The organism is Achromobacter sp. B7 (assembly GCF_003600685.1).
In the GTDB taxonomy this organism is placed as follows: domain Bacteria; phylum Pseudomonadota; class Gammaproteobacteria; order Burkholderiales; family Burkholderiaceae_B; genus Achromobacter; species Achromobacter spanius_B.
On record NZ_CP032084.1, the window covers coordinates 4,610,346 to 4,628,092 of the forward strand.

The 17,747-nt window shown below is 57.2% G+C and carries 18 protein-coding genes, 1 tRNA gene and 1 pseudogene; 10 read left to right on the plus strand and 10 right to left on the minus strand.

The window, feature by feature from the left end; translation table 11 throughout:
- Positions 1–595: 595 nt before the first annotated feature.
- Positions 596–820, plus strand: a complete 225-nt coding sequence (locus DVB37_RS28430; protein ID WP_162941261.1) for a hypothetical protein — start codon at positions 596–598, stop codon at positions 818–820.
- Positions 821–1,178: 358 nt separating this feature from the next.
- Here DVB37_RS28430 and DVB37_RS28990 read toward each other — a convergent pair whose 3' ends face one another.
- The gene (locus DVB37_RS28990) at positions 1,179–1,907 is read right to left on the minus strand and encodes an H-NS family nucleoid-associated regulatory protein (RefSeq protein WP_120156662.1); all 729 of its coding nucleotides are present in this window, start codon (positions 1,905–1,907) and stop codon (positions 1,179–1,181) included.
- Positions 1,908–2,366: 459 nt separating this feature from the next.
- On the opposite strand from DVB37_RS28990, the gene DVB37_RS20850 reads away from it, so the two are divergent.
- The 3 genes from DVB37_RS20850 to DVB37_RS20865 all read left to right on the plus strand — a co-directional run bounded on the left by DVB37_RS20850 (position 2,367) and on the right by DVB37_RS20865 (position 4,800).
- Complete coding sequence (locus DVB37_RS20850) at positions 2,367–2,717, plus strand: hypothetical protein (RefSeq protein ID WP_120156663.1); 351 nt, start codon at positions 2,367–2,369, stop codon at positions 2,715–2,717.
- Positions 2,718–3,016: 299 nt separating this feature from the next.
- On the plus strand, positions 3,017–3,442 hold the full coding sequence (locus DVB37_RS20855) for a hypothetical protein (RefSeq protein WP_162941263.1): 426 nt from the start codon (positions 3,017–3,019) through the stop codon (positions 3,440–3,442).
- 731 nt (positions 3,443–4,173) lie between these two features.
- Complete coding sequence (locus DVB37_RS20865; RefSeq protein WP_120156666.1) at positions 4,174–4,800, plus strand: tyrosine-type recombinase/integrase; 627 nt, start codon at positions 4,174–4,176, stop codon at positions 4,798–4,800.
- Positions 4,801–4,998: 198 nt separating this feature from the next.
- On the opposite strand, the pseudogene DVB37_RS20870 reads toward DVB37_RS20865, so the two are convergent.
- Positions 4,999–5,349: pseudogene (locus DVB37_RS20870) on the minus strand (cupin domain-containing protein); the annotation flags it as partial.
- A 280-nt stretch (positions 5,350–5,629) separates the two neighbouring features.
- On the opposite strand from DVB37_RS20870, the gene DVB37_RS20875 reads away from it, so the two are divergent.
- Entirely contained in the window at positions 5,630–7,090 is a 1,461-nt protein-coding gene (locus tag DVB37_RS20875; protein ID WP_162941264.1) for a hypothetical protein, read from the plus strand.
- A gap of 198 nt (positions 7,091–7,288) precedes the next feature.
- On the opposite strand, the gene DVB37_RS20880 is transcribed toward DVB37_RS20875, so the two are convergent.
- Positions 7,289–7,732, minus strand: a complete 444-nt coding sequence (locus DVB37_RS20880) for a GNAT family N-acetyltransferase (protein WP_120156669.1) — start codon at positions 7,730–7,732, stop codon at positions 7,289–7,291.
- Between the two features lie 369 nt (positions 7,733–8,101).
- Positions 8,102–8,737 carry a glutathione transferase gene (gene yfcF / locus DVB37_RS20885; protein ID WP_120156670.1) on the minus strand — a complete coding sequence of 212 codons (636 nt, stop codon included), beginning with the start codon at positions 8,735–8,737 and terminating at the stop codon, positions 8,102–8,104.
- Positions 8,738–8,841: 104 nt separating this feature from the next.
- Here yfcF and gcvA point away from each other — a divergent pair, with 104 nt between their 5' ends.
- Entirely contained in the window at positions 8,842–9,753 is a 912-nt protein-coding gene (gene gcvA, locus DVB37_RS20890; protein ID WP_120156671.1) for a transcriptional regulator GcvA, read from the plus strand.
- A gap of 506 nt (positions 9,754–10,259) precedes the next feature.
- Here gcvA and DVB37_RS28785 read toward each other — a convergent pair.
- From DVB37_RS28785 to DVB37_RS20925, 5 genes are all read right to left on the minus strand, one after another.
- The gene (locus DVB37_RS28785) at positions 10,260–10,391 is read right to left on the minus strand and encodes a hypothetical protein (protein ID WP_240434165.1); all 132 of its coding nucleotides are present in this window, start codon (positions 10,389–10,391) and stop codon (positions 10,260–10,262) included.
- A 140-nt stretch (positions 10,392–10,531) separates the two neighbouring features.
- Complete coding sequence (locus DVB37_RS20905) at positions 10,532–10,879, minus strand: H-NS family nucleoid-associated regulatory protein (RefSeq protein ID WP_120156673.1); 348 nt, start codon at positions 10,877–10,879, stop codon at positions 10,532–10,534.
- 536 nt (positions 10,880–11,415) lie between these two features.
- Positions 11,416–12,594, minus strand: coding sequence for a ParB/RepB/Spo0J family partition protein (locus tag DVB37_RS28995; RefSeq protein ID WP_120156675.1), 1,179 nt, complete (start codon positions 12,592–12,594; stop codon positions 11,416–11,418).
- Entirely contained in the window at positions 12,591–13,340 is a 750-nt protein-coding gene (locus DVB37_RS20920) for a ParA family protein (protein WP_120156676.1), read from the minus strand. The genes DVB37_RS28995 and DVB37_RS20920 overlap by 4 nt, the downstream gene beginning before the upstream one ends.
- 100 nt (positions 13,341–13,440) lie before the next feature.
- Positions 13,441–13,701: a hypothetical protein gene (locus tag DVB37_RS20925; protein ID WP_120156677.1), complete on the minus strand. Its 261-nt coding sequence runs from the start codon at positions 13,699–13,701 to the stop codon at positions 13,441–13,443.
- Between the two features lie 72 nt (positions 13,702–13,773).
- Here DVB37_RS20925 and DVB37_RS20930 point away from each other — a divergent pair, with 72 nt between their 5' ends.
- From DVB37_RS20930 to DVB37_RS29000, 4 genes are all read left to right on the plus strand, one after another.
- Positions 13,774–14,199 (plus strand): hypothetical protein, encoded by a 426-nt coding sequence (locus DVB37_RS20930; protein ID WP_120156678.1) that lies wholly within the window; start codon positions 13,774–13,776, stop codon positions 14,197–14,199.
- A 1,101-nt stretch (positions 14,200–15,300) separates the two neighbouring features.
- A complete protein-coding gene (locus DVB37_RS20935; RefSeq protein ID WP_120156679.1) occupies positions 15,301–16,584 on the plus strand; it encodes a DUF1173 family protein in 1,284 nt (427 codons plus the stop codon).
- 444 nt (positions 16,585–17,028) lie between these two features.
- Positions 17,029–17,253, plus strand: coding sequence for a hypothetical protein (locus DVB37_RS20940; RefSeq protein WP_120156680.1), 225 nt, complete (start codon positions 17,029–17,031; stop codon positions 17,251–17,253).
- Positions 17,254–17,320: 67 nt separating this feature from the next.
- Positions 17,321–17,539 carry an AlpA family transcriptional regulator gene (locus tag DVB37_RS29000; protein ID WP_120156681.1) on the plus strand — a complete coding sequence of 73 codons (219 nt, stop codon included), beginning with the start codon at positions 17,321–17,323 and terminating at the stop codon, positions 17,537–17,539.
- Between the two features lie 120 nt (positions 17,540–17,659).
- Here the strand turns inward: DVB37_RS29000 and DVB37_RS20950 are convergent.
- Positions 17,660–17,736 (minus strand) — tRNA-Pro (locus DVB37_RS20950).
- Positions 17,737–17,747: the final 11 nt, after the last annotated feature.

The following is a 17,747-nucleotide window of genomic DNA, read 5'->3' on the forward strand; positions in this document are numbered from 1 at the left end:
CTCTTCCGTCGCTGTCATCAGGGATTTTGATCTTTCCTTCTGGCATCGCCGGCGTGGCGGATCTTCCCCGTACTGTCGTTCATGATGTCAAGTGCCCCGGGAAGGCGTCGTCCGCTGGCATATTGAACGGACCCCGCTCACGCGCATCAAAAGAAGTGGTGAACCGTGGCCTACGGCTCACCGTTGTCCGAGGTCCTCGTGACGCTCCCTGATCAATCGAACTGCGAGGAGAAAGGCGCTTGGTCATGGAACGGAGCGGACAGGCGGCGCCCGTGCATCAGTACGTTTTCTCCCTACAAACCCGCCAGGCGGTCACTTAGCTCGGTGCGGCAAACGCCAAACGCTCCGATGGCAGCATTGCCGTAGCCGCAGCGCGAACATTCTTGTGGCCGACACGGGTTTGCGCCAGCCTAGTCGCCTGGCAGCTTCGGTTGCATGCCGGGGAATTTTGGCTGGTCAATCTATACCGGTGTGTGATCCACCGAAGCGATAGGCGAAGGGCGCCAATCGCGCTTCAGGCAGGGTATGCCCGGTTGAATCATTACTGGGTTAGTGAGCAAATGAATCTGCCAAGTTTATGCTGCAGGGGAACGTTATGACGGACTACACCCAGCGGGCTCTAGAAGTGCTGGCCATCAGCGACAGCGGCGATACGTACAGAATCGAAAGGCGTTGCCGAACGCTTCCCGGCGATGATGACGGCTCACATTACTACTGCTGTTTGCCGGACGGCAGGCAAGTGGCGTGGCTAGGCGATGGACGATATGAACTGCCCGACGGCACTGTCGTAAAAGTGGTGGCTTGCCAGCTACGGAAGTGAGTCGCGACGACAGATTGGCGGTGTCAAGCACCTGGGCAGGTCGTTGAAAAGATCTGGGACAACCTCCAGCTGACGGTGCTTGCTATCGAGCACCGGCGGAACTCAGCGCCGCTTGGTGTCGTCCGGCTTATTGACGATTCGAACGGTCATCAATGCATATTCTTAAAGCACGCTACGCCCAGAGTTGACCGCTTTGACAGTGATGCCGCTCCACCGTAAGTGGCCCGACCGCGGGCTGGCTTGGTGAAGGCCTTTGATACGACGCGTCGAATTGCTCCCCGAAGCCTCCGGCGTTTGTAGAAAAAGGCGCTAGGCTCAAAAACAGTCGACCCGAAGCAATAGAACAACCGCCGATCGTTCAACGACGCTGCAAAGGGTTGTCTATCAAAAATACGCTGCGATGAGCACCGCCCGTTTCGGCAGCCACGATCCATCGCGGCGTCAGCCCGCGACCGGTCCACGTTAAGTTGGTCCCCGGTTGCCTGTACTTCGGTGGCAGCTTCGATGGAGTACCGACAAATCCGCGGAAATGCTCGACCCCATCTGCAGCGCCGCCCGCGGCTACTGAGACGTCGTGCAAAGAAAGCTGGTTCGCATCCATTAGGGTCAATATCGTGCGCAACGCGGAGCGTCGGCCGCGTGCGCGAATTAAGCGAAGCCTAGATTTCAGTTTTCGTATTTCAGCCCGCACTTTAGTCAGTTCATCGTGTGCTCTCATCAAGATCCTCCTCCACACGCGCACACTGTATGCGTGTCGCGACCTTTGATCTTCGGTACAAACCCTCGGGTTTAAAACGTCGTCATATGAGTGACTTTCCGAGTTGACGTCCACTTGGCGCGGTGGAACGGCCTGTCCATTGAGGACCCCGCCGCCCCGCCATCCGAGTCGGGTACTGACAGTCGCCGTGGGAGGCGATCGTGTGGTAGCGGCCACAACCCGACGAGCGATCCAGCGCTTTTTCGTGGTCGAACGCCGCGATAGGTCGGAAGCGGGGCGTCGGCGTAGGCCTGCTAACGGCCATAATCCGCCGTTCAACTTTTCCTTGGAAGTTCCGTGAACACTCTTGCCGATATCGCCATTGACCATTTTTGCTTACTCATGTTTGAGGGTCCACTTGACCCTGACGATGCCTCCAGCTTGTGTCAGGTAATTCCAGCATATCTAGAGGAAATGACGACAGAAGAGCGAGCCGCATTTTCTGCTGCGGCTCGACGGGCACTCACTTTTCTCACGGCACCTCCGGATAAATACGGATACTCCCCAGCGGCGCGGGTCGGAAGCGATCAGCTAGAGTTTCTACGGATTGCAGCAAGTGGCGAAATATTCGAATGCTTGCCGGATTCAGGGACTGGCGCTTAACGCTTTTCTGATACCAGCGGATAAAGCCCGGAACGATCGCATCGATCGACTTCGGATCGAGAGCGGCTCCGCTCCGGGTCGAACTCGGACGTCGGTCTGGGCCCGTTTTCGGCCAGTTTCGGCCTCTCAAAAAATGAAGTTTTCGGGTAGCCTACCCTCCACGCGTCGATTTCCAATGGAGAACCAATGCCCTTCAAATTCATCCCGACTGAACTTCCGGCAATCGTCAAAGAACACTTTCAGGACGGCTACCACCCATCCGAAGGTCTATGGCTGGTAAGGCCGCTGGATAATGGAACCGAAGACTGCATTCGGCGAATGAACGATTGGCTCCGCGGGGAGGAAGCGCCTTATCCTTTGGCGTTATCCGATGTGATCTGGTTCGGTGACGATGGAGTGGGTAATGTGATCGGCTGGAATCCAATCAATCAACAAGCGCTGCTGTGGAATCCAGAAGATGAAGAGCCGTGGCATTACGGCTCAGTCGAAGAGATTTGGAACTTCGTGCAGAGCGGATATCAAGCGGCGACGCCGTAATCTCGTCAAGGTCGTTGAAGCAGCCATGATATGGCTTTGCTTTGATCGGAAGTGGTCTGTAGCCGATGACCTCCGACGGCTAATAGCGGACGGCAGGAACTGCCGCTCGATCTATAGTGTTGGCTGTCCACCACCAACATGTATTGAATCGAACAGATAGCATGATTTGGCCATTCAAGAAGAAGGCGAGCGAGCCGCGTCACGCCCCTCGGTTGAGCCCCCCACAAGCGCCTGCGGATAGTCAGTTTCCTGCGGTTCCCGCGTGGCGGCCGACCTACCCGATACCCATCAATAGGGTCGTGGACAGAACCCACACGTACTGCAACGGATTCCGAGATTTCGCTGTGTTTCGCGAGGGCACCATTTCCATACTTCCGGACGGGCTGTCCGACACTGGCGCCGAGGCGCATGCGTTGGCTGCCCTTCGAAGCGTTTTTCACGCTCACATTGACATGAATCCGGTCGCAATGAGGGACGGCAACATCGTTGTTCAATACAACCACGACGTCGCGACGGTCGTCCTTAAGGAACTGGTTGACGACCATTGGGCCGAAATTCAGACGCGGCATCTGGACGCCCGGGCCACTGATGAGGTTCTGATTACCGGCGCCGGGCCGAATGTGTTTGACGACCAGGGAAATGCGGCGCTCTTTGGCCGCTGCTACATGTTCATGGATGCCGTTGACCCCCAGGTGATTCGCATTGAGCGCAAATCAGCGAGCTAACCCAACTGGCTGCCTGCGGCCAGGCGCCGCCGCAGCAGCAACCCCAGACTATTGCGGGAAAAGCCCGGTTATAACCGGGTGTATTTAGTTTAGATATGAGGACATGCATGCACGAGGGTTGGTACGGCGACGACTACCTGGTCTTTTTTTCACTCGACCAAGCGCAGGCTTTCGAAAAAACGTGCGAGCTTGATTCGACTTTGCCCGGCTTTTCGCTTGTAGGGTTGCGCGGATGGCAGGACTTCATTGTCAGAGACTTGTCGGGGACTACATTTACGATTCCTACTGTCCCGCTTGATGCCGAGTATCTCTCCCGATTCGAACCGCCTGCCAGTCAGGAACTTGAGTCGGACCCCGGCCTTTGCGGGAAGGTACGGTGGCTCATAAAGCCGCTAGTTTTCGGGGGAGATCCGCAAGCCGACGACAATGTGACTTGGCTTTCTCACCCGCAGCATATTGAACTAGTGCGTTGGTGGAATGACCAATACCGCGCGGCGAAGTTTGGAGTTAATTGACAGGTATGTGTTCTGGGGCAGACCCGCGCGCCGACTAATTTCCTTCTTATTTAGCGCTAGCCCATGTCGGGAGTGTGTCAGAAGCAGCTGACTATGAATGACCGATTTCACCACGCTGTAGGCACAGGCTTACGCGGATTGAACGGCAGCAACGGGTCGCATAGCGACCCTCCGTAGGAGCACACTGAATCTCCCTTTACGCGAAAGGACATTGTCATGGAATCCACGAATGTCACCGTTGGCCATCGTGTGCCATGGAACAAAGGCAAACTCACCGGGCAGAAGCCACCTCTAAAGCTAGGAGAAATTTGGGCAATCCGAACGAGACTGCAGATGGCGTCGAACGTCCGCGAACTCGCAATGTTCAATCTCGCAATCGATAGCAAGCTTCGAGCGTGCGATCTCACGCGATTGCAGGTGCAGGACATCCGTCACGGAAGCCACGTAGCCACGAGAGCAACCGTCATGCAACAGAAGACCCAGCGTCCGGTGCAATTCGAGATCACGGGGCAAACCCGTGAGAGCGTTGAAGCATGGATCGAGACGCGAGGGCTAAAGGCGGCGGATTTTCTGTTTCCGAGCCGGTTGCATACGTCGCCACATCTATCGACGCGGCAGTACGCCCGGATTGTGCATCGCTGGATCGCATCGATTGGCCTAGACGATACCGCATATGGCACCCACACTATGCGCCGTACAAAAGCCTCGCTGATCTACCGCCGGACGAAGAATCTTCGGGCTGTACAACTGCTGCTCGGGCATACAAAGCTGGAAAGCACAGTCCGCTACCTTGGCATCGAAGTCGACGATGCGCTTGAGATGGCTGAACAAACAGAGGTTTGATGGATCCCGGCCGGCGAGCGGACGCTTGCCGGCCAGGAGCGGTCGCCGACTACTGTAGCTTCAGTGACTGCTTTACTTTAAGCACCGGCGCACTCGCATCCCGGGCGATCCAATCGTGGAACCCAAGGCAACGCGCCGAGGCCCCTTCTTTCGAACAAGTCCCAGTTTTCAATCAATGAATGCTTGTGTCGATCAAGTTCATTGCCCGTACTGGTCCGTGCTGACCTTTTCCATCCAATCTACCGACTTCCCATCTAGGGATTCAGCGATTGCAACGCGGCTCATACCGACTGAGGGACTGGCTCCGTGCCAGTGCTTGATGCCCGGTGGTATCCAAATGACGTCGCCCGGGCGCATCTCCTGCACGGTATCTTCCCATTTCTGTACTCGCCCCAGACCTGAAGTGACGATGAGCGTCTGGCCTAGAGGATGCGTATGCCAAGCTGTACGTGCACCAGGTGAAAAAGTGACAATACCTCCGCCCACTCGTGCAGGCGCAGCAGCTTGAAAGCGCGAATCAACGAACACCGACCCGGTGAAATTCTGTTCGGCCATGGGCGAATCGTTGATAGTTATGGGCTCATCCATTCGTTGTCAGAAAGTGATCGAATGAGCCACGACCTATGCTGGATCATGGTCGAAGATCGCTTCCGCCTTGTAGATATTGTTGACGTCCTCGCGCTCCGACCGCAATATCCATCCTTCAAACCTTGCCATTGTTCTCATGTCGCAATTACCACTATCAGACTTTCGTTTCACCCTTTGTGATCCTGAGTTCGCCGGTAGGCACGAGGGAGTCGCTAGCACAGCTCCAGGTGAAGCTTACGCCTTGGAAATTCTAGGTAGTCGGCGCGCATTCGCCTTTGCCATAGCTGCTTCTTATGATGCCCTCACTTTACTGCACCTCAGGGGCGAATGGACCTGTCCGCAATTGGACGACGTCATAGAGCGTGAAGGCTCCTTTGTTCAAGAAAAAATCGCCCTGGCGAAGCAGAGCCGTCGTTTTCTCACGGCAGCAAGCGACTCCCAGCGCGCGATGGTGCTTTCAGATGTTGAAGACGCTTTGGCAGAAAAAATCCAACTGCCAATTCCCGTGTCATTGCTACGGGGCTGCGCCATTAATACGACGGACCGCAAATGGTTGGCCGACCTTGCAGCGCAATGCCCTAATACAGACGTTCTTCACAGGCTTCAACAATTAGCCCGGCACGGGGCCTCTAGCAGCACACTAAAAGCGCCCGATAATGAGGCCGCGTTTCACTTCATCTGGGCAATGGGCTGGGCAGCGCGCGGGCGAGATGTCGATGCACAAACAGCTCTGAAAGCCCTTACGACAAAGCTACTCCAGCAGACCGCCGCTGCCTTTGGGCTGTCCGTCAGCGGGTCGAAAGATGCACTTGCGCACCGTTTGCTGGCCAAAATTGGCCCGCAGGGCGTCTGGTGTACTTCAGGCGTCGCCGAAGCATTGGAAAACGTCTACGTTCTTCGCGAAGGGGTCGTTCCGTCCGCCACAGTGCTGACATCGGCCCTGGAATTTTCTCGAGAGTACACGGGTGCGGTGATAGAGGCCTTTTCCCGAAAATCGTACGCGTCGCCGGATGTGCTCCAATCGACCGGCTTTATCAAACTCGACACTTCTCTGTGCCGCTCCGGTTGCCCCGGGATGAAGATCGCCGGACCATATAGCCCGCATCAGAACGGCGTCCCCCCCTTCGACTTTCTATGCAACTGCCGCGTAGCGCTGGACGATCTTCTGCTTCAGGAATCAATGGAGGCTGAACAGGTCGTTCGCGGCGACACAAACCCCGCAATGGATTACGGGCACGGCGCAATCCAGCAGGATCTCGACACGGACATCGAAAAGGCAGTTCCACAGCTTACGAGGTTACTGGAACATATTCCCCAAGGTGTCAGCGCAGCGATTCACATATCCATGCAAAGGTTGGCCGATGCGCGCTACGAGGAACGTGGTGTCATCTTGATTGACGGCGATTTTTCGTCCGGCGTCGATATAACACTATACGACTACCGATCTGATGACGGCTTAGGCGCCATGATTCCCGACACGTTAGTTGAAGCGGGCTGGATCAAGGAAGACCCCGGGCAGTTCACTAATCTGATACTGAAAAAGCACTTCGGACCCACCAGCGATTGGGCTGAGGTTGCACAGTTCGCGGCCACGGCCCTTGCGCACACCTTTGCGCAACGCACTTGCGAACAAAGTGGGTCTCGGCCCGCCACCGTTCTCTGGAACGCGGGGTTCACTAGATTGGCCCTGTACGTGGGCTGAACTAAAGATTGGTCTCCATTAATCATCGCATCGGCCTGGGCTGTCCTGCTCCACAGTATGTCGCCCGGGCCGTATACGGCTTCAACCGGGAGGGTCCAGCCGGACCAGCAAGATCAGCGTCCGTCGGCGACCGGTTGGGGTCGGAAGCGGGCTTTCACGATAGCCTCCTTCCGGCCATCTCCAGACGAACCGGGAAAATCAACAGGATGATCGGAGCTTCACAAACACAAGTTCGGGGTCGTTGTCATCCAGATTTTCAATCCAACCGCTTTCGACAAAGCCAAGCCGCTTGAGCAATTGGCGCATCGCGATGTTCGACGTATTTGTCGACGTGAACAACTTTCCTGCGCATTGCGACTCCAGCGCGGTCATGATTGCTGTAGCCACCCCACGGCGACGTGCCGAGACCTTGACGACGATCAGCGGGACAAAGTTGTTTTCGAAAAAGGACTTGTTTAGTACCCCGTAACCGATCAGCGCCGAAGCACCCATCGCTTCTACTGCGACCCAGCATTGGCCAGCGGCCACCGCATCGGCGATAAACACCCTCCTACCCAGTTCGTACTTGGCAATCGGATCCTGCTCAATGATCGAATCGATGTCTTCACGAGAGGCGGGTCGGACGTTCATCTGGGAGAACATAGTGGCCACATATCAGAAGAGCGGTGAGTCTATCGTGTGAGGAATGCTAGCTCCGCTTCGGGATTAGAAGCGGTCGGCCGCGTCAGGGACCACTCCCGGCCAGAAGCGGCCGTCCAGTTCCTCTCCGTCCGTCGCTGGAGCAACACACTTGGAACGTGGCCACCGTACGCAACGCACTATGACTGGCGCGCAGCGCGCCCTCATATCTGCCCTTGGCCGCGGGTGGCTTGTGCACGAGATGGCACGCCCGTATCGGCAGCGACTCAGATGCCTCTCGCCCCAGCCGGTTCACCTCCGGCTGACCGTTGCGTCCCTCGCGCTGCCCGCGCCACAGGGCGCCGGCAGCAGGCGATCATGACTGAACGGCAATCAAGCGCGCTGCTGGTGCACCCACTGCTGCACGCTTGGACGCTGCCACTGCTGGGCTGCGTAGGCTTTGAGGCGTTCTGGGACGGCATCACCGTTCATGATCAAGCGGTGGATCATCACCGCCAAATCGGTATCGGCAATGCACCAGTTACCAAAAAGGTTTGCGGCCTGCGCGGGCAGCAGTTGCTCGGCCACCTGGAACAGTTTGTCAGCAGCTTCCTGCGCGGCGGCGCTCAAGGGCGTCACCGTAGGTTGGATGAAGACCGTGTCCATCCCGCGCTCGTTGCGAATAGGCATGAGATCGCTGCGCAGCCAGGCCTGGACCTGTCGGGCACGGGCGCGGAGGTGTGCGTCTTGTGGATAGACTGCCGCATACGCGGGCGGTGCAAAGACGTCTTCCAGATACTCGCTAATGGCGCTGGACTCCGACAAGGTGAAATCCTCGTGCACCAACATGGGTACCCGGGCCGTCAGAGACTGCTGACGATACGCGGCTTGCTGGTGTTGCCGTGCAGCTAGGTCAAGACAATCAGTGGAGAACGCAATGCCTTTCTCAAGCAAGGTGACGTACACGGACAGCGCATAGGGGCTGGTGAACTGGTGGTCAACAAAAAGGGTTGGCATGTTCTGCGGCATGGGCGGATTCCAAAAATAAAACGTAGGTGAAGTCTATGGGTGCGGCCGCCGCTCGCAAAACGATTTATCTTTGACATCCTTGCCAAATAAATTCATATAGACTCATGTCAGAGCTACACCGGTTGCCCAATTTACTGACCTTGCGCGCCTTTGAGGCGGCCGCCCGGCATCAGAACTTCTCCCGCGCCGCCGATGAGATGCACGTCACCCACGGTGCGGTCAGCCACCAGATCAGGGCTTTGGAGCAAGACCTGGGTGTCGCGCTGTTTACCCGCCATGGCAAGCGTTTGACGATCACCCTGCAAGGTGCGCAGTTCGCGCAGGCGGTGCGCCGCGCATTGCAGGACATCGCGCAGGCCACCCAGGCGATACGCGAAGAATCGCGGCAAAAGCGAATCACGGTGTCGTCCATCCCGTCATTTGCCGCGCGCTGGCTGGCTCCGCGCCTTGGCAAATTCATTGAACAGAACCCGGGCACAGAGCTGGTTTTGCAGACCAGCGGAAGGCTGCACGACTTGGTGCGCGACGGTATTGACGTAGGCATACGTTTTGGTCAGGGCCAATACCCCGGCTTGGCGGTGCAGCGGCTAATGGGCGACTCGTATTACCCGGTTGCAAGCCCTAGCTACAACGGGGGAGGTCTGCCGGCCACCCCACAGCAGCTCACACCAGCGCAACTGTTGCGCTCGGATGAACCCTGGCTGCCCTGGTTTCAGGCAGCGAATCTGACGCTTGCCGAGCCCGCCGGAGGCGTTCGATTTCAAGATTTGTCGATGCTGATCCGCTCGGCCGTGGCAGGGAACGGCATTGCACTGGTGCGACATGTGGTCGCGATGCAGGAGATTGCCTCGGGTGAGTTGGTGCGGCTGTTTGACGTGGCGGTCAAAAGCCCCTGGCACTACTATCTTGCCTGTCCGCCGGAAGCACTGCACAAACCCCAGGTGCAGGCGTTTCGACAATGGCTGATGGAGGAAATTGCGATCTTCAAGACGCAGACCGGTGAAGCGGTGGATTGAGCATGACAGTCGAGAACTGCCATCCGTTTACGGCAGCTGCCCATTAATATAGGTCGATCGCATATAGCGCCCACCGCTTTCTACGAGGAGCCAGCGTGTTTTCACATGTTTTCGTCAGCGTGACCGACTTCGAGCGATCGCTGCGTTTTTATAGCGCTGTCCTCGCGAGTCTTGGTGTGGAGAGGCGCTTTTGCGATGCCGAGAGGCCATGGGCCGGCTGGCATGACGCAGGTCGCACACGCCCCTTTTTCGTAATTAGCAAACCATACGATGATCAACCACAGCACCCCGGAAATGGACAGATGATCGGCTTTGCAGCAAAGTCTCGGGCAATCGTTGATGCAACTCATCGGATCGCGTTAGCAAAGGTCGCTTCCACTCGATCCAATTCGGCTTGATCGCTGATGCCCAAGCGGTTGCGTAGAACGCCTGTATCAGGATCTGCGTAGGGGTCTTTGGCGTTGATGGGGTACTTGGCCATGAGCTGGCCTATGTGGTCATCGAAGCTATCGTGCGGGCGTCGAACGAAATTCGCCGGCCGCGATGCGATCCTTCAGAGTTCGAAGGACGTCCGCCACGCTCAATTCTCCGGCCGATCCTCGAATGAGATCCGCCACAGTATGCGCATCCGGCTCCATGCCTTCAAGCCGCTGGCTAGCGACCGCATTGGCAACGGCGTGGCGTCGTTCTTTCCGGTCGTGCGCGCTTAGCAATTGTGGACCTCCAGGGGAACGTCATTTTACCGCGATAGGCCCCCAGATAGGGGGTTTCGCCGTCTTTAGACTCGGAACTGCTCACGGCTGGCGCCGGCTCGCTCGGCCGCAGCGAGCCACCGGGGCGCACGCCCACGGCCAGTCCAGGTCTCGCCAGTTTCGGGATGACGGTACTTTTCCGGCACGACGCGACGAGGCACGGGCCGTTCAAGCGCCTTCTTCTGTTTGGCACGGATCGGCTTCATCGCGCCAAACGCGGCCTTAACATCTGAAGGAGAAATCTGAAACTCGTGCATCTGCGCGACGATCTTTCGTACGGCCGACGCGCGGGCATTGGCGCGGAGCGTTCTGGCTCGTCGCTCAAGGGCTTCAATTTGTGCGGTGAGCTTAGCGAGAGCTTTCGTGGATTGCATAGCGACTTCCTTGAACACTTTGGATTGGTTATGTGAGCAGATGAGGGGCGACTTCGTGCCGCGTAGCGGATCACGACGTTCATGGATGTTCAGAATGATTCAGAGTCCCTGAATTGGAGTGCGTTGACCGGATCCGCTGGACTGGCCTGGCTCAGCTCCACAAACACGTGCTCCGCCGTCATAGTTTGAAGGCATTCTACAAATCTTCCTTCGTCGCATACTTGCACCCGCAACGTCATGCAAACGGCTTCAATGTCTTTGGCGTGGGAGACCATCCGCTTCGATGCGATGGCAATCTCATTCTCGGAATGATCCGCTAGGGTCTGCATTAGGACGACTGTCTGCATCGCTTCCTGGAGCCGCCGCCGCGTTGTTTGGATCTTGAATGAGTAGTACACCTTCTTCTCTGCATCCCTACTCCGGTCTGTTCGGTCTGAAGCTCCGTTGGCTGCGAGCGACCGCCTTCTATGTTGGTTTTCATACTAATCATGGCTACCTTTCGATGGTGTTTAGCCGCTAAACATCGGCACGCTTCTTCATTCGTTAGCAAGGTGCGGCCTCCAAAGCTTGACAAGTTCCTGGAATGCTTGGTCAGCAGGTGTCCCCAACGTGTCAGGATAAGCACGACTTTCGCGGATTAGGCCGATCACAACGAGCATGTCGTCCGCGATTTCGGCATCCACGCTCCAGAAGTCAGCCAGATCGAATCCTCCGCAACTGGTCGCGTTCCACCAAGCCAGCAGGAAATCTGCTACGCGTTGGCTTTGTCCGGTATCGCGTCGAGCGATGACGATGAGGCGTTCCAGCGCGGCGATCCCTGCCTTGCGAAGTGCGGGATTGGGCCGGTTTTGTTCGGCTTTCTCGAGTACGTCTCTACGGCGTTGAAGTTCGGCCTTCACGTCGCTGGGGACTTCGCGCTGAAAGCGGATACCGGTCGTGTCGGCCACAAAAGTGATCGTCGCACCCTGATCCACCGCCTGCCCCTCTTGTCGATCTTCAACGCGATCTTCGGATTGCGCATGAGTCTCGGGGACGGCCGGACGGTCCTTCGTCTTGGTGCTTTGCCGAATCGCCTTCACTGCGGACCGCGTCGGCTTGGTCTCGGTGGCATTCAGCAGATCTGCAACAGCCTGCGGATCTTCTCGATGAGCAACGGCCAGCTCGCTGGCCAGCGTCACGTCCGTGACTTTTCCCAAGGCGACGGCTTCCGCTACCGCAGGCGGCAGATCGAGCATCTTTGCGTGTTGGGTAACCCAGGCCTTCGACTTTCCAAGCCCGACAGCGATCTCGCTCTGGGTTTTGCCCTGCGCCAACTCGTCGCGGATGAACTCGGCAATCTCAAGAGCGGTTATAGCTTCGCGTTTCATGTTCTCGGCCATTTGTGCGAAGCGATCTAACTTTTGCCGGATGATCCCGGGCACCTGGCACCAACCTTCAGCCTTGGCCGCGCGAAAGCGTCGGTGACCGAAGTTGATCAGAAACCGACCAGGACGATCCGGGTTAGGCCTGAGCGAAATTGGGCTCAACATTCCATCGCGGCGCAGCGATTCGCGAAGTTCGTCGATGCTCTCTTTGCTCAAGCCTGGGTTGTAATCCAGCCGGACGTTCCGGTCCTCGTCGATCGTATCCACGTCGAATAGGTCGGGTTCGCCGACCTGTCGCTGCGGGCCGTCCAGCATCGAGGCGAGGTCGCCCAGTCCTTTCAGATCCATCATGCCTTTACTCCCATCTTGGCGCGGATGTACTGTCCCAGGGCACGCATTTCGGCGCCGGCCGCACGCGCGGTAGTCTTCTTGGATTTCCAGACGGGTTCGCCAATAGACTGTGCTTCAGCGACGCTGCTGCGTAGGCCGATGGTGACGGGCGCAAGCAGCTTCTCGTGGGTGGCACGGACTTCTGCCAAATGGCGGACCTGGCGCGGATTCCGCCGATCCACCATGCTGGGAAGAAGCCCGAGAAATTGCAGCCTAGGATTGCGCTGCCGAGCATTGAGTATCACGCGCATCATCTTCTTGATCCCTTCGATGCTGTACTCCTCCATCTCCACAGGTGATATGACCGCATCGGCAGCGTGAAGCGCTGCTGCCAAGGCGATGCTCACGCCCGGCGCTGTATCAATCACGCAGAGGTCATAACCTTGTTCGGCGAAGGCCGACAGATTTACCCGGAAATTTCTCAGCGCGGTCTCGAGCGGCATGTAAATCAAGTTCGCCAGCAGTTGATCTGCCGCGATCAAGGAGATGCTCGAGTCGTGTGTCGGCGCCACAGGCGTGCTGTCGAGAAAGAGCGCGCTTGCAGGGATTTCCAGCTTGAACCGGGCCATGGTCTTGGAGATGTCGCCAGAATCCAAGTCGACAACCAAGACCCTAGCTCCTGCTTCGGCTGCTTCAAATGAGGTGTTGACTGCGGTCGTGGTCTTGCCAACACCGCCCTTTCCTTGTGCGACTGCGAGAATTTTCATGCTATTTGCGATCCCTCTTGTGTTGTGGGGTACGGGCGCAGAGCAGCCACACACCAGTTCCGCTGTTTAGCTGCTAAACACCAGTAGATTGGCGTCACGCTCAGGATTTCTTGACGGTCGGGTCGGGAGACCGAAGGGATTCGGGAATGGGACAAGGGTGCCCGCCGGTGCCGTCTATCCTTGCGAAGTAGTCATCCAGAGCCTGCACCGTCTGCACTCCCGGGTTCTTCACCTCGCCGTAGCGAATCTTCCTTAGATTGCTAAGAGACACATGCGTGGCGTCCGCGACGGTCTTGAGGTCGGTGTATGGGACGGCGCGGAGACGGGCCAGCACCCGGTCGAAAAATTGAAGTTCGCTCACAGACGAAGATTCTAACCCGTATTTGGGTTATTTCAACCCACATATCTGCGCGCCAGCGCGGCATAGTGCGGTATGGCAAAAAAAGCTACAGAAATCGTCGGGGCGAACGTAGACCAGCTGATGCGCAGCGCCGGTTTGTCGAATGCCGCACTGGAGAAAAAAACAAACGGCCGCTTAACGCGCTCGACGGTCGACCGCGTCCGCCGCGCCGAGGGCAGCGCGGGTGTTGAAAGCGTTGCGGAAATCGCACGGGCTTTCGGGTTGGATGTTTGGCAATTGTTCGTGGAAGGTCTGGATCCCGGCCAATTGCCTTCACTCGGACATGATGATGCCGATGGGGTGTCGGCACTTTCCGAAGAAGAAAGGATGCTCTTGGTCAGCTTCCGCAGTCTGAACCCAGCATTCCAACAACTCATCCTGAACGATATAGATCGGTATGCTGAGGCGGAACGCCAGACGATGCTTAAAAAGGGGGAGTCCTCGAAGCGACGCGCATAGACCCCCGCAATGGCGGGTCGAACACACGACCGGTGCCACTGTCTGCTATTTGGATATAGGCAGAAACGGCAGCTTGCGCAAAAAATTTAGGCCGGACGTATCAAAACTTGAAAACAATATCATTTTGTTCCCTCCTAGATCAGGGTAAGCCGTCGCTGCATTCATAAACCCATATTTGGGTTGACAACGTTTATTTACGGGTTATCATGTTCGCATACACCCAAATTTGGGTTGCGCTCTTTAACAACTGAACCTTTATTCGTCCTGCATCGGCGCACGCGTTGATGTCAGAAGGGGAGCCGGTCGCGACATTGAGAGGCCCCAGGGACAAAAACAAGCGGCAAGAATCATTGCGCCAAAAGAGGCCCGTGAAGCTCGTTAGCGATTGTGCTGACGTACAAATCCGGCCAGGTGCAGAGCCTGGCAGGCGCATTGATCTCGTGCGGGGATGGAAGCATATTGAAGCCCACCCTAGTGAAACCGACAACCGCCAACGCGGGACTCCAAGTTTCACACGAGCGCCTAAGTACGACATGCCCCACGTGGCGAATAACGTGTTGGGCGAACACCGGGCAGGGTCTCAACTTGCCTGTGCCGTGCAAGTCGGCAGGAAGCCGCCAACGTCGTGGTATCTCGGCGGCGGCATCCGAATCGGCGTTCACCAAGATTTTTCCCGGTGTTTAGCTGCTAAACACTACGGAAGTCGAGCGTTCCGATTCGGATGGCACATGGCTCCATCTCACGCAGCTCTACACACAAATAAACGCTGTTCAAAGAAAGCGCGACTTCCACAGCAACGGCATCCTCCGGATGTTGGCGCGTTCTTCGACCGCTGTCTCGATATCGGTCTGCATCTCCATCCTAACGAGAGGCTTCCTGTTCTGGTGCCAATGGTGCCGCTCGCGTCCGACATGAGTCCGTCAAACGGGGCCTCCTTCATACGGTAATTCAATGAAAAAACGCATGATTATCTGGGGGGGCGTATCCGTGATCCTCGCTGCCGGCTATGCGTCGTACGAGTTTTACTCCTCCGCCAAAGAAGACTGCTACAAGCAGGCATACGTAGCCACCACGCTTTGTTCGATCGTGCGGAAGTAGGCCATGGATCGCAAGGTCTACCCGGTTGAAATAACGCTTGGGTCCACGACGCGGCCGTACTCGCCCGAGTTTCAAATGGCCGATCAGTTCAAGGAAGGCTGGAAGCGCGTGCTGCTGATGGCGCATGGCAAGGCAGACGTCAGGTGTACTTGCCCTGGATCGGGCGAACGACGCTTGTCGATCCACAGCCGTTCCAACTCTGATCGGTTCCACCTTGCCCGCTTTCCCGAGACAGGGTCAGAGCACAGCGAAGACTGCGTCTACTACGGTGTGGATCCAAGCATGTCCGGGCTCGGGTCATATCGACGTGGCGTGGTCCAAGAGCTCGACGATGGCGCTGTGAAGATTAAGCTGAAGGTCGGACTTCAACAGCGTGCGACGGCCGCCCCAGAAGAAGGGGACGCCTCGTCCGCCGCCGCGCCGTCGATGCCTGCTACACGCCCGCGAACTGGACAAGCCAGCATGACATTGCTCGGCCTCCTGCATTTTCTTTGGACACAAGCAGGCCTCCACGCATGGTCGCCAGGCATGGAAAGAAAGCGCAATCTTGGTGTGGTGCATCACCACTTGATGCGCTCGGCCATGACTACCTATGCGGGGCGTGTGCGACTGGCTCAAAACCTCCTGATCTCCACGCCGACGGCAAGCGGACAGCAAGCGGGACACAACAAGGCCAAGGCCCTGGAGGCGGTTACTCAACGACGGCGTTTGGTTGTGATTGCCCCCCTCGCGCAGCACCAAGAAGCAATGGACGGCAGCGCCACGCTGCCTATCGCAGGGTTTCATGGCATCCCTTACCTGAACCTCGATGAGAACGCCTGGGAACCCTTGGAGCGCCGTTTTCCCCGAGAACTCGACTCATGGCGAGCAGGGAATGCCGTCGTCGCTGTCGTACAAACTGATCCGCCCAAGTCCTCTAGCGGCAGCATGCGCGCGCAGGTTGTCGATATCGCTCTCATGCAAACCACGCGAGACTGGATCCCAGTCGATTCGGGCTACGAAGCGCTGGTCGCCGACAAGCTGGTTGCTGAAAAGCGCCGCTTTGAAAAGCCTCTCCGGTTTGACGCTGGCGAGGACGTAGCCTTCCCGGATTTTTGGTTGCGCGACAGGCACACGCCTGCGCCGCTGGAAGTGTGGGGCATGAGCACGCCGGAATACCTGGCGCGCAAGGCAGAAAAGGGCGCGCACTACGACGAGACGTACGGCAAAGAAGGCTGGTGGTCTTGGAACGCGTCCATCGGCGATCCGGTACCGGACTTCCCGGCACCACTGAGATCGCACGATTAAGCAGTGATCCAGACCGCTCTCTACTGAACTTCTCATGGAGCCGACGAGCGTGCTCACTTTTACTATCTTTTTTCCGCTTTTGTTATCGGCCTTGGCCTTACAGAATCGCGTCGTGCGCGCGCAGACCAGGCGGGAAAATGCTGATATGCGCTGTACTCGGTATCGGTATTGGGCTCACGGCAGTAGGGGCGATTTATTACTCCTGCGCCTCTGGACAACCTGAATGCAGTCCCGTCTTCTCTCGCATGCTCGGACTATCCAAATGAGGGCAACGGAATGACCAGTATTTATGGAGTTTCGCCCTGGTGTTCGTGGGCACAGTGGGACACGCAACGATGACCAAGACGCGAGCGGCCTGGATCCTTGTACTCAGCGAGGCACTTGTCGGATTCGGCTACATCGCCAACTCGCTGCTTCCGCCCAAGCTCTGAAGGACCAAAACGAATGAAAAAACTCACTGCCTCGCTCGAAACCCACGCCGCCGAGCTCGCTTCCCTTGCTTCGTATGCAACCTGCATCCTGCCAACGGTCTTAGCGGTCTATACCGTGATCAAGGGCGACGCGGCATTGGGCGGGATCGCATTCGCAATCATTGCTTTGGTGTTCAAACTGGAAGTGGGACTTTTGGCGTTAAAGAGCGACCGTCGCGACGGTGAACATCACGCCTAACAATTCCGAGCCGAGTGGCGGGAGCGTTGAACGCTCCAATCGACATGAGGCACTCGAGGACTCTTGGATGCACAGCCTACAAAATACCCCTACTGCCCCGAGCGCAACACCTACACCTACCGGTGACAGGCTCTATCGATTGACTGACGTCGAGAGAGTCGTGTCCCTCAAGAAGAGCAAAATTTACGCGCTGATCAAGCTTCAACAGTTCCCCCGCCAAAGAAAGATTGACGGCGCGTCGCGTTGGGTCGCATCGGAGATCGACCGCTGGGTCGCTGAGCGCTAGCCGTCGCCCGGAAGGCGACGCACATCAACACGCAATCGGCAGGGTACATATAGGTGTACCCTTGGTGCCGGAGAAATGGACAAGGGCTTACGCAATGAACACGTAAGCCCTTGATTTTATTGGTCGGGGCGGTGGGATTCGAACTCACGACCCTCTGCTCCCAAAGCAGATGCGCTACCAGGCTGCGCTACGCCCCGAAGGGTGGCAA